This window comes from Pseudomonas sp. P7759, from assembly GCF_013386445.1.
Classification (GTDB): domain Bacteria; phylum Pseudomonadota; class Gammaproteobacteria; order Pseudomonadales; family Pseudomonadaceae; genus Aquipseudomonas; species Aquipseudomonas azotoformans_A.
The window spans coordinates 1-26,023 of sequence record NZ_JACART010000027.1 but is presented as its reverse complement, the minus strand read 5'-3'; the positions used below and the strand labels follow the sequence as shown (position 1 = coordinate 26,023).

The 26,023-nt window shown below is 62.1% G+C and carries 29 protein-coding genes; 19 read left to right on the top strand and 10 right to left on the bottom strand.

The window, feature by feature from the left end; all coding sequences use genetic code 11:
* Positions 1–3: 3 nt before the first annotated feature.
* From HX823_RS20720 to HX823_RS20695, 6 genes are all read left to right on the top strand, one after another.
* Entirely contained in the window at positions 4–876 is an 873-nt protein-coding gene (locus tag HX823_RS20720) for a phytanoyl-CoA dioxygenase family protein (protein ID WP_177076388.1), read from the top strand.
* A gap of 27 nt (positions 877–903) precedes the next feature.
* Positions 904–1,734 (top strand): ABC transporter substrate-binding protein, encoded by an 831-nt coding sequence (locus HX823_RS20715; RefSeq protein WP_177003034.1) that lies wholly within the window; start codon positions 904–906, stop codon positions 1,732–1,734.
* A gap of 54 nt (positions 1,735–1,788) precedes the next feature.
* Positions 1,789–2,520 (top strand): class II aldolase and adducin N-terminal domain-containing protein, encoded by a 732-nt coding sequence (locus tag HX823_RS20710; protein ID WP_177076386.1) that lies wholly within the window; start codon positions 1,789–1,791, stop codon positions 2,518–2,520.
* Between the two features lie 9 nt (positions 2,521–2,529).
* Positions 2,530–3,204 (top strand): DUF1028 domain-containing protein, encoded by a 675-nt coding sequence (locus tag HX823_RS20705; protein ID WP_177076384.1) that lies wholly within the window; start codon positions 2,530–2,532, stop codon positions 3,202–3,204.
* Positions 3,201–4,358 (top strand): acetylornithine deacetylase, encoded by a 1,158-nt coding sequence (argE, locus tag HX823_RS20700; protein WP_177076383.1) that lies wholly within the window; start codon positions 3,201–3,203, stop codon positions 4,356–4,358. Before HX823_RS20705 ends, argE begins: the two co-directional genes overlap by 4 nt.
* Positions 4,359–4,460: 102 nt before the next feature.
* A complete protein-coding gene (locus tag HX823_RS20695; RefSeq protein ID WP_177076381.1) occupies positions 4,461–5,360 on the top strand; it encodes an MBL fold metallo-hydrolase in 900 nt (299 codons plus the stop codon).
* Here HX823_RS20695 and HX823_RS20690 read toward each other — a convergent pair.
* Positions 5,354–6,598: an acyl-CoA dehydrogenase family protein gene (locus HX823_RS20690; RefSeq protein ID WP_177076379.1), complete on the bottom strand. Its 1,245-nt coding sequence runs from the start codon at positions 6,596–6,598 to the stop codon at positions 5,354–5,356. The genes HX823_RS20695 and HX823_RS20690 overlap by 7 nt on opposite strands.
* Before the next feature lie 241 nt (positions 6,599–6,839).
* On the opposite strand from HX823_RS20690, the gene HX823_RS20685 reads away from it, so the two are divergent.
* The 3 genes from HX823_RS20685 to HX823_RS20675 all read left to right on the top strand — a co-directional run bounded on the left by HX823_RS20685 (position 6,840) and on the right by HX823_RS20675 (position 8,572).
* Complete coding sequence (locus HX823_RS20685) at positions 6,840–7,763, top strand: ABC transporter substrate-binding protein (RefSeq protein WP_038842658.1); 924 nt, start codon at positions 6,840–6,842, stop codon at positions 7,761–7,763.
* Positions 7,764–7,902: 139 nt separating this feature from the next.
* Positions 7,903–8,205: a type II toxin-antitoxin system RelE/ParE family toxin gene (locus tag HX823_RS20680; RefSeq protein WP_033901037.1), complete on the top strand. Its 303-nt coding sequence runs from the start codon at positions 7,903–7,905 to the stop codon at positions 8,203–8,205.
* 1 nt (position 8,206) lies between these two features.
* Positions 8,207–8,572: an addiction module antidote protein gene (locus HX823_RS20675; RefSeq protein WP_177076377.1), complete on the top strand. Its 366-nt coding sequence runs from the start codon at positions 8,207–8,209 to the stop codon at positions 8,570–8,572.
* Position 8,573: 1 nt separating this feature from the next.
* Here the strand turns inward: HX823_RS20675 and gudD are convergent, their stop codons facing one another.
* Entirely contained in the window at positions 8,574–9,899 is a 1,326-nt protein-coding gene (gudD, locus tag HX823_RS20670) for a glucarate dehydratase (protein WP_177076375.1), read from the bottom strand.
* A gap of 19 nt (positions 9,900–9,918) precedes the next feature.
* A complete protein-coding gene (locus tag HX823_RS20665) occupies positions 9,919–11,280 on the bottom strand; it encodes an MFS transporter (RefSeq protein ID WP_038842650.1) in 1,362 nt (453 codons plus the stop codon).
* Between the two features lie 339 nt (positions 11,281–11,619).
* On the opposite strand from HX823_RS20665, the gene HX823_RS20660 reads away from it, so the two are divergent.
* From HX823_RS20660 to HX823_RS20640, 5 genes are all read left to right on the top strand, one after another.
* The gene (locus tag HX823_RS20660; protein ID WP_038842647.1) at positions 11,620–12,339 is read left to right on the top strand and encodes a FadR/GntR family transcriptional regulator; all 720 of its coding nucleotides are present in this window, start codon (positions 11,620–11,622) and stop codon (positions 12,337–12,339) included.
* Entirely contained in the window at positions 12,336–13,031 is a 696-nt protein-coding gene (locus HX823_RS20655; RefSeq protein ID WP_177076373.1) for a tRNA (adenine(22)-N(1))-methyltransferase TrmK, read from the top strand. The genes HX823_RS20660 and HX823_RS20655 overlap by 4 nt, the downstream gene beginning before the upstream one ends.
* A 39-nt stretch (positions 13,032–13,070) precedes the next feature.
* Entirely contained in the window at positions 13,071–13,361 is a 291-nt protein-coding gene (locus HX823_RS20650) for a DUF3144 domain-containing protein (protein ID WP_177076371.1), read from the top strand.
* Positions 13,362–13,503: 142 nt separating this feature from the next.
* Complete coding sequence (locus HX823_RS20645) at positions 13,504–15,639, top strand: methyl-accepting chemotaxis protein (RefSeq protein WP_371317972.1); 2,136 nt, start codon at positions 13,504–13,506, stop codon at positions 15,637–15,639.
* A gap of 172 nt (positions 15,640–15,811) precedes the next feature.
* A complete protein-coding gene (locus HX823_RS20640; protein ID WP_177076367.1) occupies positions 15,812–17,548 on the top strand; it encodes an OPT family oligopeptide transporter in 1,737 nt (578 codons plus the stop codon).
* Positions 17,549–17,586: 38 nt separating this feature from the next.
* Here the strand turns inward: HX823_RS20640 and HX823_RS20635 are convergent, their stop codons facing one another.
* Positions 17,587–18,027 carry a hotdog fold domain-containing protein gene (locus HX823_RS20635; RefSeq protein WP_177076365.1) on the bottom strand — a complete coding sequence of 147 codons (441 nt, stop codon included), beginning with the start codon at positions 18,025–18,027 and terminating at the stop codon, positions 17,587–17,589.
* Positions 18,028–18,163: 136 nt separating this feature from the next.
* Between HX823_RS20635 and HX823_RS20630 the strand changes: the two genes are divergently transcribed.
* The gene (locus HX823_RS20630; protein ID WP_033901054.1) at positions 18,164–18,790 is read left to right on the top strand and encodes a TetR/AcrR family transcriptional regulator; all 627 of its coding nucleotides are present in this window, start codon (positions 18,164–18,166) and stop codon (positions 18,788–18,790) included.
* On the opposite strand, the gene HX823_RS20625 is transcribed toward HX823_RS20630, so the two are convergent.
* The gene (locus HX823_RS20625) at positions 18,768–19,223 is read right to left on the bottom strand and encodes a VOC family protein (protein WP_177076363.1); all 456 of its coding nucleotides are present in this window, start codon (positions 19,221–19,223) and stop codon (positions 18,768–18,770) included. The two genes, HX823_RS20630 and HX823_RS20625, sit on opposite strands and share 23 nt — an antisense overlap.
* Positions 19,224–19,352: 129 nt before the next feature.
* On the opposite strand from HX823_RS20625, the gene HX823_RS20620 reads away from it, so the two are divergent.
* Complete coding sequence (locus HX823_RS20620; protein ID WP_177076361.1) at positions 19,353–19,979, top strand: glutathione S-transferase family protein; 627 nt, start codon at positions 19,353–19,355, stop codon at positions 19,977–19,979.
* On the opposite strand, the gene HX823_RS20615 is transcribed toward HX823_RS20620, so the two are convergent.
* Positions 19,980–20,606 carry a LysE family translocator gene (locus tag HX823_RS20615; RefSeq protein WP_177076359.1) on the bottom strand — a complete coding sequence of 209 codons (627 nt, stop codon included), beginning with the start codon at positions 20,604–20,606 and terminating at the stop codon, positions 19,980–19,982.
* Positions 20,607–20,792: 186 nt separating this feature from the next.
* Here HX823_RS20615 and HX823_RS20610 point away from each other — a divergent pair, with 186 nt between their 5' ends.
* Complete coding sequence (locus tag HX823_RS20610) at positions 20,793–21,515, top strand: BPL-N domain-containing protein (RefSeq protein WP_177076357.1); 723 nt, start codon at positions 20,793–20,795, stop codon at positions 21,513–21,515.
* A 39-nt stretch (positions 21,516–21,554) separates the two neighbouring features.
* Here the strand turns inward: HX823_RS20610 and HX823_RS20605 are convergent, their stop codons facing one another.
* The 3 genes from HX823_RS20605 to HX823_RS20595 all read right to left on the bottom strand — a co-directional run bounded on the left by HX823_RS20605 (position 21,555) and on the right by HX823_RS20595 (position 23,558).
* Complete coding sequence (locus tag HX823_RS20605) at positions 21,555–22,802, bottom strand: hypothetical protein (protein WP_177076355.1); 1,248 nt, start codon at positions 22,800–22,802, stop codon at positions 21,555–21,557.
* 69 nt (positions 22,803–22,871) lie between these two features.
* On the bottom strand, positions 22,872–23,234 hold the full coding sequence (locus HX823_RS20600) for a hypothetical protein (protein ID WP_177076352.1): 363 nt from the start codon (positions 23,232–23,234) through the stop codon (positions 22,872–22,874).
* Between the two features lie 24 nt (positions 23,235–23,258).
* Positions 23,259–23,558: a hypothetical protein gene (locus HX823_RS20595; protein WP_038843425.1), complete on the bottom strand. Its 300-nt coding sequence runs from the start codon at positions 23,556–23,558 to the stop codon at positions 23,259–23,261.
* A gap of 117 nt (positions 23,559–23,675) precedes the next feature.
* Between HX823_RS20595 and HX823_RS20590 the strand changes: the two genes are divergently transcribed.
* On the top strand, positions 23,676–23,966 hold the full coding sequence (locus HX823_RS20590) for a hypothetical protein (protein ID WP_177076350.1): 291 nt from the start codon (positions 23,676–23,678) through the stop codon (positions 23,964–23,966).
* A 10-nt stretch (positions 23,967–23,976) separates the two neighbouring features.
* Here HX823_RS20590 and HX823_RS20585 read toward each other — a convergent pair whose 3' ends face one another.
* Positions 23,977–24,570, bottom strand: a complete 594-nt coding sequence (locus tag HX823_RS20585) for a hypothetical protein (RefSeq protein WP_177076348.1) — start codon at positions 24,568–24,570, stop codon at positions 23,977–23,979.
* A 161-nt stretch (positions 24,571–24,731) separates the two neighbouring features.
* Here HX823_RS20585 and HX823_RS20580 point away from each other — a divergent pair.
* Positions 24,732–26,023, top strand: a 1,292-nt coding sequence (locus tag HX823_RS20580) for a GAF domain-containing protein (protein WP_177076346.1), incomplete at its 3' end; no start/stop codon positions are given.

Sequence of the window (26,023 nt, the reverse complement as noted above, 5' to 3'; positions counted from 1 at the left end):
ACAATGATCGAGCAAGCGCACATCGAACAATTCCAGCGTGACGGTTTCTTGGTGGTCGAAGGCGTGTTGTCGCCGGAGGAAGTGGCCGCGTTGCAACACGATTTCGACCAGTGGGTCGAAGAAAGCCGCAGCCATGAGCAGGGTTGGGGTGCCACCGTCGATGGCCGCGAGCGCTTTGACTTGGAGGGCGATCACCGCGCCGATCACCCGTCGCTGCGCCGGGTCAGTTCGCCCACCGAGATTTCAGCGGCCTATGAGCGCGTAGCGTTGCACTCGCGCATGGCGGCGATTTCCGCGCAGTTGATCGGCGCTCATGGCACACGCTTCCACCACAGCAAGATCAACTCGAAACTGCCCCACACCGCGACTCAGGTGAAGTGGCACCAGGACTTCCTGTTCACGCCCCACAGCAACGACGACATCGTCACCGCCTTGCTGATGGTCAGCGAAGTGACCCCGGAAAACGGCCCGCTGAACGTGATTCCCGGTAGCCACAAGGGCCCGTTGTGGTCGCACTGGCAGCACCAGCGATTTACCGGCTCGGTGGACGACGCGGTCGTCGAAGAACACTGCCAGCAACCGGTGGCCTGCTACGGCCCTGCGGGCTCCGTGTGCTTCATGCACACCCGTCTGCTGCATGCTTCCAGCCCCAACGAGACCGAACTGCCGCGCACTCTCTTCATCAGCGTGTACGCCGCTGAAGACGCGCTGCCATTCGGCGAAAACCCTCTGCCCAGTGCACATGCCGGCGTGCTGGTGGCCGGTGAAGAAAGCGGCTTGGTGCGCTCCACCGAAAACCACGTGCGCTTGCCGCAAAAGCCTCGTGGCGCCTCGTTCTTCGTGCAACAGGCGGGACAAGATTCAGCCACTGCCTAACCCCCCTAAACCTTGCAGGTAATCACCATGACAGCGTTTCGTAAAAGTGTTCGTCCCCTTGCCGTGTGCCTGCTGGGCGCAGCGGTTGCGATGACTTCGTTGGCGGCTTCGGCGTTCCAGCAGGACGGCAAGATCATCGCCGGTTCCGACGTGACGTTCTTCCCCTATGAGTACATGGATAACAATAAGCCCGCAGGCTTTGACATCGAGTTCATGGACGGCCTGGGCAAGGTCATGGGCCGCAAGGTCGAGACCCTCGACACGCGGTTTCCCAACCTGATCACCGGCCTGCAAGCGGGGCGTTTCGATGTGACCAACTCGTCGATGTACATCACGGCGGAGCGGGTCAAGGTCATCGACATGATCCCTTACCTCAAGAGCGGCGAGTCGATCCTGACCCTCAAGGACAGCAGCTTCCAGCCCAAGACCCCGGAAGAGTTCTGCGGCCACAAGATCGGCTCCATGGGCGCCACGTCGTGGTTGGCGCAGATGAACAAGCTGTCGGCCGAGTACTGCGTGGCCAAGGGCTTGAAGCCAATCCAGATCAGCGAATACAGCACCGACCCGCAAACCACCCAGGCCCTGCTGGCTCACGCGGTTGAAGCGCAGATTACCGACGCCGCCGTGGCCCGTGGCGTGATCGACAAACTCGGCAGCCGCGTGGTGATTTCCTCCGACACCCTGATCTACCCGGTGCTCAACGGCTTCGGCGTGAAGAAGGGCAATGACACGGTGAAAAAGGCCTTGCTCGACGGCCTGGAAAAATACCGCGCCACGCCGGAATACGCCGCCTTGCTCAAGAAGTACAACTTCCAGGCACCCACCGATGCCGACATCGCGGCATTGATGCCGAAGTAAACCCATCAGCGCGTGCCGCATACCCGTGCGGCCGCGCCCTGCGGAGACCGATTCATGGCGTTATCCCACGAAGAACAGACGCGCATCGACTTGGCGACGACCTTTCGCATCATCGCGCACCTGGGCATGCATGAGGCAGTGGCCAATCACTTCAGCGCTGCCGTGTCGGCCGATGGCAAACAGTTTTTGCTCAACCCGAAGTGGAAGCACTTCTCGCGCATTCGCGCCAGCGACCTGCTGCTGTTGAACGCCGACGATGCGTCCTGTGCCGATCACCCAAACGTGGACGCCACCGCCTGGTCGATTCACGGGCAGATCCATCGCCTGCTGCCGCAGACCCGCGCGGTGCTGCATTTGCACCCGGTCTACACCACGGCTGTGGCGTGCCTGGCCAAGCCGCATATCCCGCCGATCGACCAGAACACCGCGCGCTATTTCAACCGCGTGGCGGTGGACGAACTGTACGGCGGCATGGCCGACACCGAGGCCGAAGGCGCGCGCCTGGCCGGGTTGCTGGATGGCAAAAGCCGGTTGCTGATGGGCAACCACGGCGTGATGGTCACGGCCGGTTCCATCGGCGAAGCGTTTGACGATATCTGGACCCTGGAGCGCGCCTGCCAGATCCTCGTCACCGCGTGGTCCACCGGGCAGCCGTTGCGGGTGTTGTCGGATGAAGTGGCGGAAAAAACCGCGCGGGGCTGGGAAGGCATTGCCGATTTCTCGCGCCAGCACTTTGAAGAAATGAAGCAATTGATGATCGACGCTGACCCTTCGGTGCTCGACTGAGGACTCCACATGACGTTTTCCGTTGTCGCCCGCTGCGCCGAGACGGGCCAGTTGGGCATCGCCATCAGTTCATCGAGCATTGCCGTGGGCGCGCGTTGCCCGTGGCTGCGGCCCGGCGTGGGGGCGGTGGCGTCGCAGAACATCACCTTGCCAAGCCTGGGGCCGCAGGTGCTGGACCTGTTGGAGCAGGGCTTGGCGCCAAGTGAGGCGTTGGCCGCCTTGGCTGGGCAGGATCACAGTGAGTACCGCCAGGTCACGGTGATTGATAACCAGGGCCGCACCGCGCATTTCAGTGGCGCGCAGACCCTGGGCATCCACCATGCGGTGAGGGGCGAGCAGTGTGTGGCGGCGGGGAATATGCTCGCCCAATCTGCTGTGATCGACGCCATGGTGGCGGCTTTCGAACAGGCCTCCGGGCCTCTGGCCGACCGCCTGCTGGCGGCGATGCATGCCGGTCTGGCGGGCGGTGGTGAGGCGGGGCCGGTGCATTCGGCGGCGCTGGTGGTGGTGGATGACCTCTTGTGGCCCATCGTCAATCTGCGGGTGGACTGGGCCGATGAAGACCCCATCGGTGCCCTCGATCAACTCTGGCAGGCCTATCGCGGGCAGTTGCAGGCCTACATCGATCGCGCCATCAACCCACAGATCGCCCCCGGCTACGCCGTACCGGGAGACGACCGATGAACAGCCGCGACCTGCTGGCGCAACTGGTGCGTTTCGACACCACCAGCCGCGAATCCAACCTGGCCATGATCGACTTTGTGCGCACGTATTTGCAGGGCCACGGCGTGGCCTGCGAGCTGCTCTACAACGAACACAAGAGCAAGGCCAATCTGCTCGCGACTATCGGTCCGGCAGAAGTGCCCGGCATTGTGTTGTCCGGGCATACCGACGTAGTGCCGGTGGATGGGCAGCGCTGGAGCGTGGCGCCGTTTGACCTCACCGAGAAAGACGGCAAGTTGTACGGCCGTGGCACGGCGGACATGAAGGGTTATATCGCCTGTGTGTTGGCGTGTGTGCCGGCCTTGGTGAACGCCTCGCTGCGCATGCCGGTGCACATTGCGCTGTCGTATGACGAAGAAGTCGGCTGCCTGGGTGTGCGCTCGCTGATCGAGCGATTCCATGATCAGCCGGTCAAGCCCTTGTTGTGCGTGATCGGCGAACCCACCGAACTCAAGCCGGTGCTCGGCCACAAGGGCAAACTGGCAATGCGTTGCCATGTGCACGGCGCAGCGTGCCATTCGGCCTATGCGCCGGCGGGGGTGAATGCCATTGAATACGCCGCGCGCTTGATCAGCGAGCTGGTGCGGCTCGGCGAAGCGCTGAAGGCGCCGCAGCATCTGGATCAACGCTTTGATCCGGCGTTTTCCACGGTGCAGACCGGCCTGATCAACGGTGGCAAGGCACTGAACATCGTCCCGCAGGACTGCAGTTTCGACTTCGAAGTGCGCTCCTTGCCGGCCCAGGACCCCTGGCAAGTTGCCCGGCAATTGCAGGTATACGCCGAGCAAACCCTGCTGCCGGCGATGCGGGCGGTGAGCGGGCAAGCGGCGATCAGCCTCAGCGAGTTGTCCAGCTATCCGGGTTTGGCCACGTCGCTGGAAAGCCAGGCCGCCGAGTGGGTGGCGCAGTTCTGCGGCTCAAGGGAATTCGGCACCGTGGCCTTTGGCACGGAAGGTGGGTTGTTCGACCAGGCCGGCATTCCCACGGTGGTGTGCGGGCCGGGCAGCATGGAGCAGGGGCACAAGCCGGACGAGTTCATCAGCGTGGAACAGTTGCAGGCCTGTGATCGGATGCTGGCGCGGGTGCTGGAGTTTGTGAGCCAGCCTTCAAACTAAGGTATACACGGCCCATACCCAGGTAGGATTCCGAGCGTTGTAGCCCCGTCGCACACTGTTTTGCAGGCGAGACATTCGCCTTCAAACAACAGGAGAGCGACCATGACAACCCTACTGAAAGCCCCGACCGAAGAACTGGTGCCGTCGCGCTACGCAGTGCGCGTCGGTGAAATTGATGTGCTGGTGATCAGTGACGGCGTGCTGCCGCTGCCGACCCAGACCATGTCCACCAACGCCGACCCCGCCGCCCGCGCGGCGTGGTTCAAGCAAATGTTCCTCGGCCCGGACGCGTTCGACTGGGCGCTGAATGTGCTGGTGGTGCGCAGCGGCGAGCAGGTGATTCTGGTCGACGCCGGCCTGGGCGGGCAATTTCCCGGTTTCCCACGGGCCGGGCAGTTTCCCAAGCGCCTGGAAGCGGCCGGTATCCCGTTGTCCTCGGTGACCGATATCGTGATCACCCATATGCACATGGACCACATCGGCGGCCTGCTGGTGGACGAGGTCAAGCGCAAGTTGCGTGCGGACGTGCGCATTCATGTGGCGGCCATCGAGGTCGATTTCTGGGCGTCGCCGGACTTCACCCATACCGACATGCCTGCGCCGGTGCCGGACGTGCTACGGGCTACGGCCCAGCAATTCATGGGGTTGTACAAGGACAATCTGCATACCTTCGACGATGAGCATGAAGTCGCGCCGGGTGTCATCGCCAAGCTCACCGGCGGCCATACGCCGGGGCACAGCGTGGTGTATGTGACCTCGGGTGGCGAGCGGTTGACCTTTGCCGGTGATGCGCTTTTTCCAGTCGCCTTCGAACACCCTGATTGGCATAACGGCTTTGAACACGACCCCGAAGAGTCGGTGCGCGTTCGCGTGCGGTTGATGAACGAAGCGGCGGCGAGTGGTGAGTTGTTCGTGGCCACCCACCTACCGTTTCCGTCCGTGGGGCGGGTGGTGGTGGAGGGGGATGCGTTTCGCTGGGTGGCTGCATTCTGGGATTACTGATCCTTGGCCACACCCACCCGCCACTGCGCAGGCGGCAAAATCCCATTCACCAGGTAATTCCCCACAATCCGCGATTTGTACACGCGCGGGTTGTGGTTCGCCAAGGTGCGCGCGTTTCGCCACAACCGGTCCAGCGCCTTGTTGCTGGCGGTGGCACTGGCGCCCAGCGCATCGAACAGCGCCGTGGTGGCCGCCAGTGTCGCATCAACCACCGGGTTCACTGCCAGGCACACTTCCAATTCAGCCAATGCAACCTGCGGGTCGTCATCGTGCAACGGCTGGTCATGGGCGATCACATAGCGGGCGGTGTATTCCAGTCGCTGCGCCGCTTGCTGGGCGATGGCTTGCGCGGCGTAGGCCTGGCTGGCGACTTCGCCGATCACTTGCAGCAGTTGCACGTCCTGGCCGGCAGTGTCGGCATTGCCGGTGGTGAAGGTGCGCGAGCGTTGGCTGAGTTCTTCGGCGCCACTGAGGGCGGCGCGGCGGGCGATGCCGGCGAGGGTGCTGAGGTGGTAGAGCTGGAAGAACGACTGGCCGTGGCCAAAGCGTTGTTGGGTGAGGCGTACCTCGTCGTCCACCACGGGCGCGTTGTCGAAGAGGCAGGTGCCGCTGGCGGTGAGGCGTTGGCCGAAGCCGTTCCAGTCATCGACGATTTGCACGCCCGGCGCCTTGAGGTCCACGACCACGCTGTAGATCGTGCCGTCTTCGCCGGTGGCGATGGTGTTGATCAAGTCGCTGTAGAGCGCGCCGGTGGTGTAGAACTTTCTGCCGCTGATGCGCAAGGCACCGGCTTCGTCACGGTGCAGGCGGGTTTCGAAATCGCCACGGGCCTGGTTGCCGACTTCGGTGCTGCCGGGGGAGAGCAGGGCACCCTGGCCGAGCCGGTCCAGCCACTTGGCGCGCCAGTCGAGGTCCTTGGCGCTGAGCACATCCTCACAGAAACCGAAGTGCCCGCGCAGGGCCTGGGTGATGTTGGAGTCGGCGGCGGACAGTTCCGTGAGCAACGCCAGCAGCTCGACCAGCGTTGCATCCTGGCCGCCGTAACTGGCTGGCAGGCGCCAGCGCGGCAAGCCCAAGGTGTTCAGTTGCTGGATCACGGTGGCGAGGCTGCCGCGTGTCTGATCCGCCACGGCCGCCTGCGCGAGAATCTGCGCAAAGAGCGGGCGAAACGGCGCGGCCAGTTGTTCGTAGCGGGCAGTGGGCGGTGCGCCCCAGATGTTCAAAGCGGGAATCGACATGCAATGGACCTTGCAGAAAATGGTTCAGGTGCTGGGGTCCAGTGGTCTGGTGAGCTCACCCTAACTCAGGCGCGGCGAAGTTTTTAATACGAAAAGCAGCTAGCGACCTGTACGACGGTTCTATCGATAGTGCCCAACAGTATTAAACCCCGCGCTTTTATTGCGTTAGCTTCTACGTCAAATGACCAGACTGCACGCCCACAGATGGTTGAACCAACCCTCCAACCCTGTGGGATTTTCCATGATCAACCGTCGAACACTGCTGTCCTTGCTGGGCCTGGCCTCTCTTGCACTGTACGGCCACTCGGCCGGCGCCGCCGAACCGCTGACCCTCACCGTGGGGGATCAGTTCTTCTCCAACCGTATCGTGCTGGAGCTGTCGGGCGAGCTGAAAGACCTGCCCTACAAAATCGACTTCAAACGTTTCAACACCGGCTCCCCGGTGGCCTCGGCCGTGGCCAGCGGTGCGCTGGATGTGGGCATCGTCGGCGATACCCCGGTGATCAGCCTGGCCGCCAATGGCGCGCCGGTCAAAGTGGTCGCCAGCACCCAGACCAGCCTCGACGGCGTGGGCATCGTGGCGCGTAAGGGTATTCAATCGGTGGCCGACCTCAAAGGCAAAACCGTTGCCATCTGGAACGGTTCGTGGAGCCAGCAACTGGCGTACAAGGCGCTGGATGAAGCCGGTGTGCCGCGCAGTAGCGTCCACTTCAAATACCTGCTGCCGGCCGAGGCCAGCCTGGCGCTGACCCAGGGCGACATCGACGCCTTCGGCACCTGGGAACCCTATGTGTCGCTGCAGGAAAAAGAAGGCAGCACCCTGATCCGCAACGCCAAGGGCCTGATGAGCGCGCCCACCTACATCGTCGCCTACGAGCCGGCCCTGGCGCAGAAAAGCGCAATCATCAAGGACTTCATCGCCCGCCTGACCCGCGCCCGGGTGTGGAGCAACACCCACGTTGATGAATATGCCGAAGCCTGGTCGAAGGCGAACCAGTCGGCACCGGAAATCGCCAAAGTGTGGTTCAAGCGCGACGCGATCAAGGTGCTGCCGATCTCGCCGACGATCATCAGCGAGGCCCAGGCCACGGCGGATTTTTTGGTGGATGCACAGATGTTGAAACAGCGGTATGACGTGGCGCCGTTGTTTGATCGGGTGCTTTAAACGCGGGGGAAATAAGCGCTCACAGTATCCACGGGCTGTTTGTACAGGTGCTGAACTAGGATTTTTGACTCCGGCGCTCACCGGAAACAAAATTCCACTGGCATCGACAAGGAGTAGCCAGTAGGCTACAAGTGATACTGTGACTAATTCAATCGGCAGGACGCCGGAGTTTGATACATGGCTCGACGGTATGCGGGATATTTGGGGGAAAACGGCGATTCTTGCTCGCTTGGACCGGGCGGAGGAAAACAATTTTGGGGATTGTGAATCCGTAGGTGACGGCCTGAGTGAGATGCGTGTGTTTGTCGGGCCCGGCTACAGGATGTATTTCGTGCGTACGGGAGTCACTGCCTACCTGATGTTGTGGGGGAGCGATAAAACCGACCAGAAAAGAGGAATCAAGCGGGCTAAAGAGATTCTTGATGCCCTGAGAGGTAGATGAAATGAGCGAATCGAAATTCAAACCCGAGGACATGCCGATCCTCGATCTGGATACGTCCGGCACTAGCGTCTATGAAGCGTCGCGCTTCCTCGACAGTCCGCAAACCATCAGTGCGTATCTGGCGCAAAGCATGAAGTCTCAAGACCCGCAGGTACTCATGAAGGCGCTTGCCGAGGTTGCCAAGGCCCAAGGTGTGAACAAGGTGGCGGAAGCGGCTGGGGTGAATCGGGAGAGCCTTTACAAAACCCTGAAGGGTGGCTCGAAGACACGCTATGAAACGATCCAGAAGCTGATGCTGGCGTTAGGGGTTGAGTTGACTGTGCGGCCGATTGCAGGAGCGAGCAAGCCCGCCCCTACAAAAATCTGAATCAGCGCACCAGGCACGGCTGCTTGTTGTTGAAGCGCCACCCTGGAATCAGAAACTGCATCGCCACGCTGTCATCGCGCGCGCCGAGGCCCATGCCTTTGTACACCTCATGGGCCTTGGCGACTGCGTCCATGTCGATCTCCACACCCAGGCCTGGCTTGCTCGGCACTTTCACATAACCCCCTTCGATCCTCAGTGGCGCCTTGGTCAGGTGCTGGCCGTCCTGCCAGATCCAGTGGGTGTCGATGGCGGTGATGTCGCCCGGGGCTGCGGCGGCGACCTGGGTGAACATCGCCAGGGAAATGTCGAAGTGGTTGTTGGAGTGCGAGCCCCAGGTCAGGCCCCATTCATGGCACATCTGCGCCACGCGTACCGAGCCTTGCATTGTCCAGAAGTGTGGGTCGGCGAGGGGGATGTCGACGGATTGCAGCTGGATCGCGTGGCCCATTTCGCGCCAGTCGGTGGCGATCATGTTGGTGGCGGTTTTCAGGCCGGTGGCACGGCGGAATTCAGCCATGACTTCGCGGCCCGAGTAGCCGTTTTCGGCGCCGCAGGGGTCTTCGGCGTAGGCGAGCACGTGGTGCTGGTCGCGGCACAGGCGGATGGCTTCATTCAATGACCAGGCGCCGTTCGGATCGAGGGTGATGCGCGCATCCGGGAAGCGTTCGGCCAGGGCGGTGACGGCTTCGATTTCTTCGTCGCCGCTCAATACGCCGCCTTTGAGCTTGAAGTCATTGAAACCGTACTTGGCTTTGGCAGCTTCAGCCAGGCGCACTACGGCGTCGGCCGTCAGGGCGGTTTCGTGGCGCAGGCGGAACCACTCGTCATCGCTGTCGGCTTCGTTGCGGTAGGCCAGATCGGTGGCGCTGCGGTCGCCCACATAAAACAGATAGCCGAGCATTTTTACCGCATCGCGTTGCTGGCCTTCACCGAGCAAGGCGGCCACCGGGACTTCGAGGAATTGGCCCAGCAGGTCGAGCAGCGCGGCTTCCATGGCGGTGACGGCATGGATGGTGATGCGCAGGTCAAAGGTCTGCAAGCCACGGCCGGCGGCATCGCGAGAGGCAAAGGTGCTGCGCATCTGGTTGAGGATGCGCTGGTACTGGCCGATGGGTTGGCCGATCACCAGGCTGCGGGCATCTTCCAGGGTTTCGCGGATGCGTTCGCCGCCGGGCACTTCGCCCACGCCGGTGTTGCCGGAGCTGTCCTTGAGGATGACGATATTGCGTGTGAAGTACGGGCCGTGGGCGCCGCTGAGGTTCAGCAACATGCTGTCGTGGCCGGCGACGGGGATGACCTGGAAGTGAGTAACGACGGGCGTAGTCATGGCAAGTTCCTGAATAAGCTTAAAGAGGTTTGCTGAGGGCGGCGCGGGTGGGCACGGCGCTCGGTGAAGCCAACACGGCAGAGGGCGCGGTCTTGGCGAAGAACACCAGGATCGCGGCGAGCACCGACGTGCCGGCCAGGCCATAGAGGCCGCCCTGGATCGAACCGGTGGTCTGCTCCAGGAAGCCGAACGTGGTGGGCGCAACGAAACCGCCCAGGTTGCCGATGGAGTTGATCAACGCGATCACGGCGGCGGCGATACGCACATCCAGGTAGCCCTGGGGAATCGGCCAGAACAGCGACGATGCCGACTTGAATCCGATGGCCGCAAAGCAGATCGCCACAAAGGCAAAGACCGGCCCGCCCGTGGTGGACATGAACATGCCCGCTGCCGCAATCAACAGCGCTGCCGCCACCCAGGCCTGCTGGAACTTGAACTTGCCCGACAACGACGCGAAGGCGTACATGGCGATGATCGAGATCAGCCAGGGGATCGAGTTGAAGAAACCGACCTGCACATCACTGAGGTCACCCATCTTCTTGATGATGCTCGGCAGCCAGAAAGTGGCGGCGTAGATCGTCAGTTGGATGCAGAAATACAGTGCGCAGAACAACAGGATCTGGCGGTCCTTGAGCAGCTTGCCGAGGGTCGGCTTGACGCTGGTGAGGGCCTCACGGTCGCGCTGTTCCTGGTCGATGGCATTGACCAGCGCGTCCTGTTCTTCGCGGCTCATCCATTTTGCGTCGTGAGGTTTGGAGTCCAGCCAGAACCATACAAAGAAGCCAATCACCACCGAAGCCAAGCCTTCAATGGCGAACATCCATTGCCAGCCGTGGAAGCCAAAGCCCTCGATCTGCAACAGCACGCCTGACAGCGGGCCGGAAATCAGCGACGCAACCGCCGAGCCACTCAAAAAGATCGCAATGGCTTTACCGCGTTCCACGCCAGGCAGCCAGCGCGTGAAGTAGTAGATCACCCCAGGAAAGAAGCCGGCCTCGGCCACCCCCAGCAGGAAGCGCAGGATATAGAAGTGGGTTTCGTTCTGGATGAAGGCCATCAGCGTGGCGACGATGCCCCAGGTGAACATGATACGAGTCAGCCAGATACGCGCGCCGACCTTTTGCAGCAGCATGTTGGAGGGCACTTCGAACAGGGCGTAGCCGATGAAGAACAACCCGGCGCCGAAGCCATAGGCGGCTGCGCCGATGCCCAGGTCATGCTCCATGTGCGTGCGCACAAAGCCGATATTGACCCGGTCGATGTAGTTGAGGATGAACATGATCACGAACAGTGGGAGCACATGGCGCTTCACTTTGCTCACGGCGCGCGCGAGGACGGGATCACTTTCGGGTGTGGCAGATACATGGATTGAATTGGTCACAATTCAAAACTCCCCCTGATTATTTTTATGCGGGTTTGCGTGTCTTGTTGATAGACATCATACAAGTAGGCTTCTTGAGATCGCAATCCAAGGGTGAGTGTTTTTCTTCTTATAACGCGGTGTAGAGAATAGGAGTTTCGGTTATTTAAGCCGTTAATGCTGGGGTTTGTGCCGCTTTTTGAGCGAAATGGTATCCGGTGGATGCCGTGAGAGGGGTATCTGTCAGAGAGGGGCTTAAGTTTGGTTGTCATACAAGTTAGGGGTTTTTTCAATCAACCCAGGCCTGACGCCGGGCTGGGTGGTAAGCTCCCCCCAGCTCAACCCCGTGGACCTGTTGCAATGCCCATTGAAAGTGGAATCCCCCTGCGTAAACGCTCCACCAACCTGGCCCAGGGCGTGGTCGATGCGCTGACCCAGCGCATCCTGCTCGGCCAGTTGAAACCCGGCGAAAAACTGCCCTCGGAATCCACCATCGTGCTTGAGCACGGCGTGAGCCGAACCGTCGTGCGCGAAGCGATCTCCAAATTGCAGGCGTCGGGATTGGTCGAGACCCGTCACGGCATCGGCACCTTTGTGCTGGCGCAACAGGCGCAGCAGGGCTTGCGCCTGCATGTGGACACGGTCGCCAGCGTGCGCAACATGCTCGAACTGCGCCTGGGTCTTGAGGTGCAAGCCGTCGCACTGGCCGCCGTGCGCCGCACCGACCAACAACTGGCCCACATGCGCCAGGCACTCGACGACTACCAGGCCTCCCTGGCCAACAACGACAGCTGTGTGGAAGAAGACAAACGCTTCCACCAACTGATCGCCGAGGCCACCGGTAATACCTTCTTCACCGAAATCATGCTGCACCTGGGCAATGCGATGATCCCGCGCACCCAGGTGAAGGGCGATGAACGTGGCGGCGCCGACTTTGCCCAACTGGGTCAATTGGCGAACCTGGAACATGAGGCGATCTTCAACGCGATCAAACGCCAGGACCCGGACGCCGCCCGCGCCGCCATGGTGCTGCACCTGACCAACAGCCGGGACCGTTTTTCGGGGGAGCAGGGGCGTTGAACGAACACACCTTATCCCTGCGCCTGGAGCGCGTCGCCGCCAACGTACCGGCAGGCGCGCGCCTGGCCGATATCGGCTCCGATCACGGTTATTTGCCGGTGGCGCTGATGCGTCGCGGCCTGATCACGGCGGCAGTGGCGGGGGAGGTCGCGACCACGCCCTTTCATGCGGCGCAACGCACCGTGCGCGACAACGGCCTGGAGCACCAGATCAGCGTGCGCCTGGCCGATGGCTTGGCGGCCATCGAAGCCCATGACGGCATCACTGCGATCAGCGTCTGCGGCATGGGCGGCGAGACGATCCGCGACATCCTCGAAAGCGGCAAGCGGCAGCTGAGTGGCAGGGAACGGTTGATCCTGCAACCCAATGGTGGCGAGCAACCGTTGCGCCAATGGCTGATGGACAACGGTTACTCGATCCTCAGTGAAGAGTTGCTGCGCGAGAACCGCTTCTACTACGAAATCATCGTCGCCGAGCGCGGTGAGGCAATGGTTTACACCGCTGAACAGCTGTACTTCGGCCCGTTGCAGATGCAGGCACGCAGCCCGGCCTTCATCGCCAAATGGCAACGTATGTTGCGCCAAAAGCACAAGACCCTGGCCAGTTTCGAACAAGCTCGGCAGGCCGTGCCGCAAGAGAAGCGACAAGAGATTGCCCAGCAGGCCAACTGGATTACCGCGTTACTGGCCTGATATCCCTTCATTCAAACCTGATGACCTAGGACACCCATAATGGCCGACGCCACTGACCCCACCTTCTACGACCGTGCCGACGCGCACATCGAACTGTCGAACGAGCAACTTCAGGTTCACGAAAACCTCGGCCAGGTCAGCGCCTCGATGATGTTCGGCACCACGCGCTTCAATGCCTGGGCCAGTGCGCGCAACTTCAAGTCCGGCGCGGAAATGGCCGATGCGCGGGAGGCGATGCTGAAGTACTTCTGTGACCAGTACCGGATGATGCTTGAGGATAATCTGGATGATCACATCAATAATTTTGGCCGGTACATGTCGACCCGATAAGCCACTGTTACAGCTCTGCACAGACCTTGAGTGCTTTTGCCCCATTTTCGCGCACGCTACGTGCGCGATTGCTTCCCGCGCCGCCTATCTTGGGCACGCCGACAGCGGCCCGTATCTTGCTTGAGCCAAGCTAATCAATGACATGGCATTTTGCCGTCAGTCATTTCAAGGCTTCACCCAGCGGTGCACCGCGTGGGTCGTTTTTGGGGAGTGGTCGGACATGCACAGCCTTTTGTCACCGGGTATCCGCTTGCTGGGGCGTTTTGGTTTTGCGCGCAAGTTCCAGATCCTGTTCTTCCTGTTCATGCTGCCCCTGGCGGGTAGCCTGTGGATGATCGGCTCGGACTATCGCGACAAATTAACCGTGATTTCCAGCGAGCAGTCCGGCGTCCGGCAACTGTTGGCCCTGGATGCGCTGGATGGCCAACTGACAGCCCAGCGCAACCTGGCCGCGCGCTGGAAGGCGGCGGACATTCTGCACGCGCCCACGCCAGCGGCGAAGGCGGCGATGGACAAGGTCGACGCTAACTTCCCGGTGATCCTGCAAAGCCTGCAAGCCCTGGGCGATTCGCTCAAAGCCCAGCACGTCAGTGCCGATATCCTCGCGCGCTTCGACGCCTTGCAAGCGACGGTCAAGGGCATGGACTCCCAATCCCTGCGCACCGTGGGCTGGTGGCCGGACGGTTACGACCGTTTCACCTCGGCCCTGACCGCGATGCAAACCCTGCGCGAGCAGATCACCCTGGACGCCGGGTTGATCCTCGACCCGTGGCTGGAAACCTACCTGCTGATGCAGATTTCCACCCAGCACACCCCCGACCTGATCGAGCGCATTGGCCGCATGGCCAGTGTCGGCCAGTCGTCCATTGCCTCGGGGCAGTTCACCTTGCAGAGCCGTTTGCAGATGCGTGACCTGCGCAGCCGCATCGGTGATGCGCGGGACCAGTTGGTCAAGGCCGCGGCCTCGCTCAAGGCCAAGCAGTATGCCGGGCTGGAACCCTGGACTGTGCAGTACGACAACAGCCTGCAACGCCTGGACAATGAGCTCAAAGTACTCGACGACGGCGTGTTTGGCGGCACCATCAAGCTCGACACGGCGGCCTTCGAAACCAGTGTCGACGGTATGCTCGACAGCCTGGGCGCGCTGCGTAACCAATCGCTCGATTCGTTGGATGCGCGCCTGGGTCACTACCGTGATCGCTCGTTGCAGAAGTTCGTGCCGGTGGCGGCGACCTTCAGCCTGTTGGCGCTGGCCGCGTTGTACCTGTTCATCTGCCTGCAAGCTTCGATCCGCCGTAGCGCCAGTGGCATCACCACCCTGGCCGAGTCGTTGCGGGACGGCAACCTGTGCGTCGAGGTGGCGGTGGAAGGGCGCGATGAACTCGCGGCCATCAGCACCGCGTTGAACGTGGCGGTGGTGCAGTTGCGCACCAGTCTATTGGGGGTCAATCACGAGACGCAGCAACTGGGTTCGGCGGTGCTGACCCTCAACTCCCAGTCGGGCAGCACCCTCACCGAAGTCGAAGACCAGCAACAACAAATCAGCCAGATTGCCGCTGCGGCCACCCAATTGGCCGCGACATCCCTGGGCGTCGCCAAAAGCTGCGAACAAGCTTCCGGCAGCGCCCAGCAGACCCGGCGCATCGCCGAAGACAGCAGCCGCGACAGCCAGCGCACCACGGCCAGCATCCAACAACTCAACCTGCGCCTGACCGACACCGCCGATGCGCTGGAGCAGGTCAGCCAGCAGGGCCAGCAGATTCAATCGGTGGTCGACACCATCCGTGGTATTGCCGAACAGACCAACCTGCTGGCGCTCAACGCCGCCATCGAAGCCGCCCGCGCCGGTGAGCAGGGACGGGGGTTTGCCGTGGTGGCCGATGAAGTGCGTAGCTTGTCGCAACGCACCCAGGCTTCCACGGCGCAGATCGCCGGCACGGTCGACAGCCTGCGCGCCACGGTCAGCCAGGCGGTCACGTTGATGGGCGCCGCGTGTGAACAGGCGCTGACGGATGCTGAATCCGTCACCGGGCTGGGCGCGCGCTTGGGCGAGATTGCCGGCGCGGTGCAGCACGTCACCGACACCTTGGCGCAGATCGCCACTGCCGTAGAGGAACAAGCGGCGACGGCGGATGAAGTGAGCGGCAATATCCAGCAAGTGGACCAGGCGGCCGGGCGTTTGCTCGACGGCGCACGGGCAGTGAACCGGGCGGCCGACACCCTGAGCAAGGGCAGCCAGGCATTGAGCGACAACACCGCGCGGTTTCGCCTGGGTTGAGCAGGTTTTTTGTGGTCAGCAAACTTCCTCTGGTGTGCCCGCTCGCCACAACAAGCCCACTCACCACAAGAGGTCCGCTTACCGCAACATCACGATCCGCAAGTCAGGAACCTTCGGCTTCTACAGGGCTCACTTACTAGGTCGCTCTGTTTCGTCGCCGAAAGGACTCCGCATGACTTCAGCCCCGCCAACGACCCTCCCGCACGGCCCCGTCACCCGCGAACTCAGCTTGCGCGCCGTCATCACCGGCAGCGTACTCGGCATCCTGCTCACGCCGTCCAATGTCTACGCCGGGTTGAAGATCGGCTGGTCGTTCAACATGTCGATCATCGCGCTGCTTATCGGCTACGCCATCTTTCAAGGCGTGGCCAAGCGTTCCACCGACCACCTGCCGTGGACCTTGCACGAAAGCAACATCAACCAGACCGTCGCGTCAGCCGCCGCGTCGATTATTTCGGGTGGGTTGGTGGCGCCGATCCCGGCCTATACCTTGCTGACCGGTAACCAGTTGGATGCCATCCCGATGATCGCCTGGGTGTTCTCGGTGAGTTTCCTGGGCATCTGGATCGCCTGGTATCTACGGCCCTCGCTGCTCAATGACAAGGCGCTGAAATTCCCCGAGGGCATGGCCACCCTGGAAACCCTGTTGCACATCTACAACCACGGTCGCGAAGCCGCGACGCGCTTGAAGGTGCTGCTCAGCGCCGCGTTGCTCTCCGGGCTGGTCAAGTGGGTGGATACCTTCATGTGGGCCTTCCCGCGCTGGTCGCCCAGTGCCCCGTTGGAGCGTCTGACGTTTACTGCCGACCCTTCGCTATTGCTGGTGGGCTTCGGCGGCATTATCGGCATTCGCGTGGGCCTGACCTTGCTGCTCGGCGCCTTGCTCGCCTGGGGTGGCCTGGGTCCCTGGCTGCTGGCGCAACAGTTGGTGACCTTGCCGGCGGGCAGCAGCGGCCCGCAGTTTGCCGCGTTGGTGGAGTGGTTGCTGTGGCCGGGTGTGAGCCTGATGGTGTGTTCCACCTTGGCCTCGCTGGCGATTCGTTTGTGGGCGTTGTACCGGTCCACTCACGCCAGCGGCGGATCAAGCTGGACGGTGCCAAAACCGGGGCCGGCGGCCGGTTTTGCGTTGGCGATCGTGCTAGTGGTGAGCTTGCAGGCGTTGCTGTTCGGCATCAATCTCGGCATGGCCTTGCTCACCATTCCCTTGGCGATCTGCCTCGCCGCCGTGGCTGCGCGCGTGGTGGGTGCCACCGGCATTCCGCCTATTGGCGCCATCGGGCAGCTGTCCCAGCTGAGCTTTGGCATCGTCGCGCCGGGGCAGGTGCCGATCAACCTGATGAGCGCCAACACGGCCGGTGGCTCGGCCGGGCAGTGCACCGACTTGATGAATGATTTCAAGGTGGGCAAGGCCATCGGCGCCACGCCGCATAAGCAGGTGATCGCGCAGATCCTGGGGATTTTCATCGGCAGTATCGTTGGCGTCTTCGCCTACCTGGCGTTGATCCCGGATCCGCAAACCATGCTGCTCACCGAAGAGTGGCCAGCCCCGGCGGTCGCTACCTGGAAAGCCGTGGCGCAAACCCTCACCCACGGGTTGGATTCACTGTCCACCAGCATCCGCTGGGCGATTGCCATCGGCGGCCTGGTTGGCGTAGTGCTCGGTGTGCTGGACAGCACCTTGCCAGCCCATCGCGCCCGCTTCCTCCCGAGTGCCGCCGCCCTGGGCCTGGCCTTTGTGCTACCGGCCTCGGTCTCGCTGATGATGGCCCTGGGCGCGATACTGACCTGGTTGGTGAGCTGCCGCTGGCCGAGCCTCACCGAGCGCTTTGCAATTACCGCCGCCGCCGGCTTGATTGCGGGGGAGAGCATCACCGGCGTAGGCGCTTCACTGTGGTCGATGGTGCACTGAAGCGTGGCTCGGCAGTTGCCGAGCCTGCCGCCAGGGCCTCAGGCGATCTTCACATTCATGGTGATCCTCGCGGTGAACACCTTCACGTCGCCCTCATCAAAAATATCCACCGGCACTATCTTGTCCCCTGCGGTGGACCAATCAATGCCGCTGCCATCCGCCACGGCGCGGATGTTCGTCTTGGCCTTCGCCAGGTATTCCACGGTCATGCCCTTGGGGATCCACTTGGCGCCTTGGGGGATCGACACGTCCGTCATCGTCCCACCCGCCAATTCCGCTGCGTTGCACAACGCAATGGCATGCACGGAGGCCAGGTGGTTGGTGATTTCCTTGCGAAACGGCACGTTGACCACCGCGTGCCCAGGCCGCAGCTCGGCGACTTGCGGGTTGATGGTGCTGAAGTAGGGCGCCACTTGGCAGGCCATTTGGCTAAACGCTGCAGGGCCTGCGCTGTTGAACAGGTTGAGAAACTGGCTCATGGATAATCCTCCTGATAATGAATACAGAATAATATTCTGTAACGGAACAATATTCCGTAAAATCCAGCCATGTCAAGCCGTGCCTTCTCTGCCGGCGGCTGTACCTTTAAACTCCGTACATTTGGCGAGCCACTTCATGCACGCACCTGATCTGATCGAGCGCACCTTCCCGGGCCGGCGCAGCGACCTCAAGCGCAGCATCCTGCGCGAGGCCCTGGCCAGCTTTAACGACGTAGGTATTGAAGCGACGAATATCGAAACCATCCGCGCGCGGTGCGAGACCAGCGTGGGCGCCATCTACCATCACTTCGGCAACAAGGAAGGCATCGTCGCCGCGCTGTTTTTTGCCGCGCTGGAAGATCAGGCCGCACTGCGGGAGCAACACCTCAAGCAGGCGCAAACCGCCCAGGCTGGCGTGGAAGCGCTGGTGCGCAGTTATGTGGAGTGGGTGGATGCGCAACCCGAATGGGCGCGCTTTATGTTCCAGAGCCGTTTCGCCGTGGCCAACGGCCCGCACAAGGACGAACTGCTCACCCGTAACAAACAGCGCAACGCGCAATTGACCGAGTGGATGAGCGACGAAGGCCGCCGTGAGGCGTTCAGCCATATCCCGGCAGAACTGCTGCTGTCGCTGATCATCGGCGCGGCCGAAAGCTATGCCCGTGCGTGGTTATCCGGCCGGGTCAAGCACAGCCCGAATCACTACGCCGCGTTGCTGGCGCAGGCGGCGTGGGCCTCGATCAGCCAAACGCCTCCACAATAAACGCCTCCAGGGTCGCCTCTTCGAGGATCTCCATGGAGAAATGCCCGAAACGCTTGGGCAGCCAGATAATGCGCCCCCCGGACGGCGATTGCAGGTTCTCGCGGGCCAGGGGCACGCCGTTTTCGTTCTCCGGCTGCACTCCGGCGGCGATCAGCTCGTCATAAGCGATCTCGATGTCTGGCGTGGTGTAGCAATGGCGGTAAATCATGCCTTCGCCGTGGGCGTCCAACAGTTCGCGCAGGTTGCCGGCGATCGGCTGGACCAGCATGAAGCGTTCTTGGCCCATCAGCACCACGGCATACCGCACATGCAGGCCGCCGCGTTCCCACACGAACGTCTTGGAAATGCGTGCCTTGAGAATGCGTGCGTAATAGGCACTGGCTTCTTCAAGGTTTTCGACCAGTATGTCGACGTGGCTGAATTTCAGATCCATGCTGTGCCTCCTCTCGAATCGATCCCCATGGTAACCACGGCGTCCGTCACGCAGAAAATTATTTGTCGGCACTCCCGAAGGCTGGCGTAGTCTGTTTCAAGACACCCCTCTCGCCCTGCGGAGCCTTCAATGATCATCGTCCACCACCTCAACAACTCACGCTCGCAACGCATCCTGTGGCTGCTCGAAGAACTCGGCCTGCCCTACGAGATCAAGCGCTACCAACGCGACCCGAAAACCAATCTCGCACCGCCGGAACTCAAGGCGATCAACCCGCTGGGCAAATCCCCGGTGATCGAAGACGGCGGCCTGGTGCTGATCGAGTCCGCCGCCATCATCGACTACCTGATCCGCCGCCACGGCCAGGGCCGCCTGCAACCGGACCCTGCCAGCGCCACGTACGACCATTACGTGCAATGGCTGCACTTTGCCGAAGGCTCGGCCATGTTGCCGTTGATGCTCAACCTCTACGTCGGCCGCCTGGGCGAGGCGGGTGCGCCGTTGCACCCGCGGATCGAATCGGAAGTCGCCAACTACCTCGGTTACCTGAACAACGTGCTCGCGGGCAAAGCCTACCTGCTTGGCGATGAGCTGAGCGGCGCGGATATCCAGATGAGCTTTATCGGTGAAATCGCCAGGGCTCAGGGCAAGTTGCAGGCCTACCCGAACCTGGCAGCGTGGGTGGAGAAATTCCAGGCGCGACCTGCGTATCGCAAGGCGGTGGAGCAGGGTGGGACGTATGTGTTTGCCCAGTGACTAACGCTGCTGCAACGCCACCTTCAGCCCCAGCCCCATAAACAGCGTGCCGATGATTTTGCCTTCCCAGCGCCGCAGTTTGGACAGCCCCTTGATGCCTCGGCTCAAGGGGCGGATGGCGAGGGCGAGCAGGCTGGTGTACACCGCGCTGAGCACCGAGAAGATCAGGCCCAGCACCGCGAACTGTACCAGCGACGAGCCGGCTTCCGGGTGGACGAATTGCGGCAGGAACGCCAGGAAGAAAATCGCGGTCTTCGGGTTGAGCACCTCGGCGCCCACCGCCTGGAAAAATGCCTGGCGCGGGGTGACGGCAGGCAAGGTCAGCCCCGCCTGTGTGCCGGTCTTGGCCATGAACGCGCGTACGCCCAGGTAGATCAGGTAGGCCGCACCGGCCCACTTCACCGCGTTGAACGCCGTGGCCGACGTCATCAGGATCGCCGACAACCCCAACGCCGCGCCCAGGGTATGCAGCAAGTCGCCGCACGCCACGCCCAGCCCGGTCGCCACGCCGACCTTGCGCCCGCCTTGCACGGTGCGGGTGATCACCAGCAGCACGGACGGGCCTGGAATCAGAAACAGGCCAATCACTACGGCGACATAGGTGATGAGGGAGGCGAGTTCAAACATGGCGGACGCTCTCGAAATAGGGCAAGCTCCCTCGCCACAGGTTACCTTTACCCTTTCTGCTTCTTAACTGACTGGCATTAGGCATGGTCCCCAGTTATCCCCAAGTGAATGGTGTTTACAACTGTTAACGGATTGAACGGCGCAATCGCTATAGGCTTTGGGGTGTCCGCCCTGGAGCCCATCGCCATGAACCTGCGAGCCACCGCCGCCACCTTGTTTGCTTTTGCGCTGCTGCTGCCGTCACCGGCCGAGGCCGCGACGCCGATCACCCACGTCGCCATCTACCGAGGCCCGGCGGGGTGTGACGACTGTTCCGAGAACGTGGCGAAGGCCCTGCAACGACTCAACCCCAACTATCACATCGATTTTGTGGGCGCGGATGAGTCGATCGACATCACGCCACAGACCCTGGCGCGCTACGATCTCTACGTGCAACCCGGCGGCGGCCAGGATATTCCCGCAGCGCTGCGCAGCCTGGGTGATGCGCGCAGCGAGGCCATCCGCAACTACGTCGCCCACGGCGGCCGCTATTTGGGCTTGTGCATGGGCGCCTACCTGGCGGATGACAACAACCTCGGCCTGATCCCCCAGGACCTCGACGGCGAAGCCGGCCGCCCCGGTTTCGAAGTGCCCGGCATCGCCGACGCCGCGGTGCAGGTCACGTGGGCGGGCAAGCCTGACCACGTTTTCTTCCAGGATGGCCCGTACTTTCCGAAAGGGTCGTATAAAACCATCGCCACCTACCGCAACGGAGACGTCGCGGCGGCGCGGTATACCTATGAAAAGGGCGTGGTGGTGCTGAGCGGCCCGCACCCTGAGGCCAGTCGGGAGTGGTTTGAAAATGCCGAGATCCCAGTGAGCAAAATGCCTGAAGGTGACCTGTTTGGTTCGTTGGTCCGCAGCTTTTGAGGCCCACCTGTTGCTTTGGAGTGAATAGGCCAGTCGGCGTCAGCGCACCACGTCCAGCGTCTGGATTTCATTCACATAGTGGGTCTGGCTCGACGTCGACTCCAGCGTCAGCGCCACGCCCAGATCTTCGATAAACGCGCGCGACGACGAGTAACCGTCCTGCTCGCAGGCCAACCGAATGGCATCGCCCGTCAGCGACGCAAACACCTGACGCGCCGGGAAGCGCTCGCCGACCTTGCAGGTCAAGGTGGTTTCGAGCGGTTTGTCGGTGGGCTTGACCGGCACGTTGGCCATCTTCAAGTGCGCACTCAGGGTCTGGCCCGGCGCCCAACTCGTCGGCAATTTCACCTCGGCCTCGCGGGTCTGCAGCACCTGGCCTTCGCCCACGCCGTTCATTTTCGACTTCAGCTGGATCAGGTCCGCCAGCATCAAACGGTCCACATTGAAGGCGGCGCCGTAGGCTTCATTCTTCACCAGCAAACCGCCCTCTGCCTTGAAGCGGATGGTGATCGGCGCGTCCTTGCCCGCGGCGTTCTTCGACAGGTAGCTGTAGCTCAACGTCTTGAACTTGGGTTGCAGCAGTGGTGCGTCGAGGCCCTGGAGTACGTTGGGTGGCACCGGCACATCACCTAGGTTGGTTTCAGCCACAGTGCGCGGGTAATCCACCGGTGCGATGTCCGGCCGCAACAGCGCCAGCAGCCCGGCATTCACGCCACCCTGCACCGAACAGCTCACACGGGAATACTTGCCCTCCGGCTCCACGATCAGCACTCGCTCCACATTGCGCAGCCCCGGCGCCTTGCCCGGCATCGGCTTGATCGCCTGCCAACTGTTGCCCACCTTCAACTCACTGCGCGTGTATTGCCCCTCGCCTTTTTGCAGTGCACCCGGTTGGTCGAGCAACGCCGCGAGGCGCGGGGCGACCTCATCAATGGTGCCGTCCACCGTAAAGCCCCAGAAGTAATACAGGCCCAGCGGGCCAAGATCGCTGACCTCATCGTTATAGGACAGCAGCTTCAACCCTGCGATGGCCGGCGCACTCACCGGCACGGCCGAGGCCTTGGGTTCGGTGCGGTCGCGCACCGCGATCCAGGTGAAGTCTTTCTCCTGCTTGAGCGGCGCATAGGCCTGCCAGGCGTCGCGATGGGTGTTCAGGCGGCTGAAGAACGTCTCGTCACAACGGGTGAAGGCCTTGAGCGTGTCGACCAAGGCGGCGTCATCGGCCTGGGCAAAGGAAGGTGCCAGCAGGGCAGACGCGAGCAGGGCAGCGGAAAACGGCAACTTCATTGGAGGGACTTCCTTATCGGCAGGCGAGGAACAGGGCCGGGGCATTATCCAGCAGTTGGGTGTCAGTCTCTAGTTGGCTGAGCGCATCAGGCGCAAACGCCAATTGCCGCCGTGCTGGGCGTGGCAGGCTTCTTCCGAGTCCAAGTGAACGCAACGCGCCAGTGGCACGGACGGGATCTCGGCATCCTGCAGTGCGGTGGCGGTCAACTCGCGGATACGCGCGTGCAGCCCTGTCGCCACGGCCTGCGCCTGGCTGGCGCGGGTGTCGAAGACCCAGGTGATGCGCAGGCTGCCTGGGAAGTCGGCGTAATTGACCGTGTGGGTCAACCATTCAAATCCTGGGATTTCGGCTTTGGCGGTTTCGCAGGCGTCGGTGAGCGCGGTGACAAGGCGGCGTTCGATGCGGGTGCTCTCGCGTTTGGATTGAACCATGGAAACCTCCGAACAAGACAAGCGCTATTCTTTGCGACCTTCGCACACCGCCTTCAAGCCCAGCACGGTCGTGGGCGTCTGGCCGATATGCGTGGTGGTGCTCACCACCATGTTCGCGCCACTGTCGCCTTCTAGGTGATACGGCTTGCCGTCGCAGACTTTCGCCGCTTTCTGGTTGATGTTTTCCAGCAGGCCTTCACGGGAATTGAAGATGCTGCCATGGCTGGTGATCATGTATTCGCCCGGTGCCACTTCGTTGGCGCCGGTGAAGGTGCAGCCGGCCAGGGTTAAGGTGATGCATCCGAGCAGCAGGCGTTTTTTCACGTCCATGTTCTCAAGTAGGGGGGAAAGGCCGGGAAGTCTACAACAATGCCAGGCTATTTTTCTGCGCTGTGAGAGCATGGCCGGGAAGAAGAGGGCGTCGTTAGAAAGGAGCATTAAATGAACAAAGCGCAACTGACCGCGCAGGCAGAAAGGGCCCCACACGGGCTGTTTTCGTGGAGCCAATTTGTCGCGCACACCGAGTTTCTGTGGCAGGACACCGTGCTGGTGGTGGACGCTGCCGCGTGGCAGCGCCAATGGTTCGAGCTGGAAATCATCAATGGCTTGGCATTGGCCGAGTGGGAAGAGCAGGGCAGGCCCGAGGACTTCTCTGCGCGTTGGCGTGAGGGCTATCAGCAGGAAGCCCTTGAACTGGTGAATGAGTTGCTGGGGCTGGCTGCTGATGTTTAGGGCCGTTTCGCTAGATGCCAGGATAAAGATCAGGAGGCGGCTGGTAGTTGGAGTCCTCGAAGCGGCTGTTGGTGTAATGCGTTTTGGCGGTAGGGCCGACGGGAGAGTACTTCACCTGCGGGTTCGGCGTGAGATGCCATCCAGTCCCGTCCTTGTCGCGCTCGATCAACGACGCTGACGCCGTGCAGCTGCCGCTGGACCCCGAGGTCAGACTGAACTGATAGTAGTGCCCGGCCTGGGGGACGAACTCCACAGTCACAAAGCACGACTGGGTTCGCGGCCCCTCCCAGAACATCCCCACATGGGTGTCAATGCCGGGCCGCACACGTGTTTCATAGTAGTCGGACGTCAGCTCCTGCCCGGCTTTGGGCATGCCCTGGTCCTGCGTATGGATGAACGGGAGCGGCCCGCTGCGGATAACGCCGCCTGAACGCACACCGTTTTCGTATTGGTAGAGATCGGCATGTTGCGTGAAATTGACGATGCGGACCCAGGCGGGATTCGGCTCGTTTTCAGGGGCGGTGAAGTAATGGGTCTGTGGGAAGTATTGGCAGCCTGCGAACAGCGGCAGTATCAGCAAGCAGAGCATAGGGCGTATCGACATGGCATGAGTCCTTTGCAACGTTGTCGTACAGACCATGAGAAAGCGCGCGCATTCCACCGCCGATGAAAGAAGCGTTCACCACCGAACGTCTGCCCATAGCGCGTGGTCACAGCTTTGCTGATAACCTGCTAATAGCTCAATGCCATTCCCTTGGTAGCCCCATGAAAACCCTACGCACCGCCTTCCCGGCCGCTTTCCCCCTGGGCGTTTCCCGTGACTCGGAAACCGCCCTGTCGGACATCGAATTCCTGCACCGCATCAGCCTCGACCTGATCGGCGAGCAAGACCTCGAAGCCCTCTACGGCAAGATCGTCGACGCCGCCGTGTCCATCACCGGCTCGCAGTTCGGCACCATGCAGCTGCTGTGCCCCGAAGGGCATCCGTCCGGCCATGGCGGCCAGTTGCAGCTCTTGTGTTCACGCGGCTTGCCACCGGAAGCGGTCGGGTTCTGGCAATGGGTGAGCCCCATGGCCTACAGCAGTTGCACCATGGCCCTGCAACTGGGCCAGCGCGCCATCATCCCCGACTTCGAAGAATGGCCCGACATCGCCGGCACCGACGACCTGCAAGCCTTCCGCAACACCGGCATCCGCTCGGCCCAGACCACCCCGTTGCTGTCGCGCGATGGCCGCCTGCTCGGCATGATCTCCACCCACTGGAGCACGCCGCACCAGCCGTCCGAACGCGACCTGCGCCTGCTCGACATCCTCGCCCGCCAAGCCGCCGACCTGCTGGAACGCACCATCGCCGACGAAGCCCTGCGCGAAGCCCAAGCCGAACTGCGCGCCCTCAACGAAACCCTGGAGCAGCGTGTAGCCGAACGCACCGCCATGCTCATGCAGGCCGAAGAAAAACTGCGCCAATCGCAGAAGATGGAAGCCGTCGGCCAACTCACCGGCGGCCTGGCCCACGACTTCAACAACCTGCTCGCCGGCATCTCCGGCGCGCTCGAGCTGATGAACCGCCGCATCACCCAAGGCCGCCTCAGCGACGTCGACAAATACATGGTCGCCGCCCAAGGTTCAGCCAAACGCGCCGCCGTCCTCACCCAACGCCTGCTGGCCTTCTCGCGCCGGCAAACCCTGGAACCGCGCGCCACCAACGTCAACACCTTGATGTACGGCATGGCCGAACTCATTCAACGCACCGCCGGCCCCGGCATCCAGATCGAAACCACCGGCGCCCCTGACGCCTGGACCGCCTTCGTCGACGTCAGCCAACTGGAAAACGCCCTGCTCAACCTGTGCATCAACGCCCGCGACGCCATGCCCCAAGGCGGCCGTATCCAACTGCAAACCAGCAACCACTGGCTCGACGCCACCGCCGCCCGCGCCTACGACCTGGCCGAAGGCCCCTACCTGCGCCTGAGCGTCACCGACACCGGCACCGGCATGTCCCCGGACGTGATGGCCCACGTATTCGAACCCTTCTTCACCACCAAACCCATCGGCCA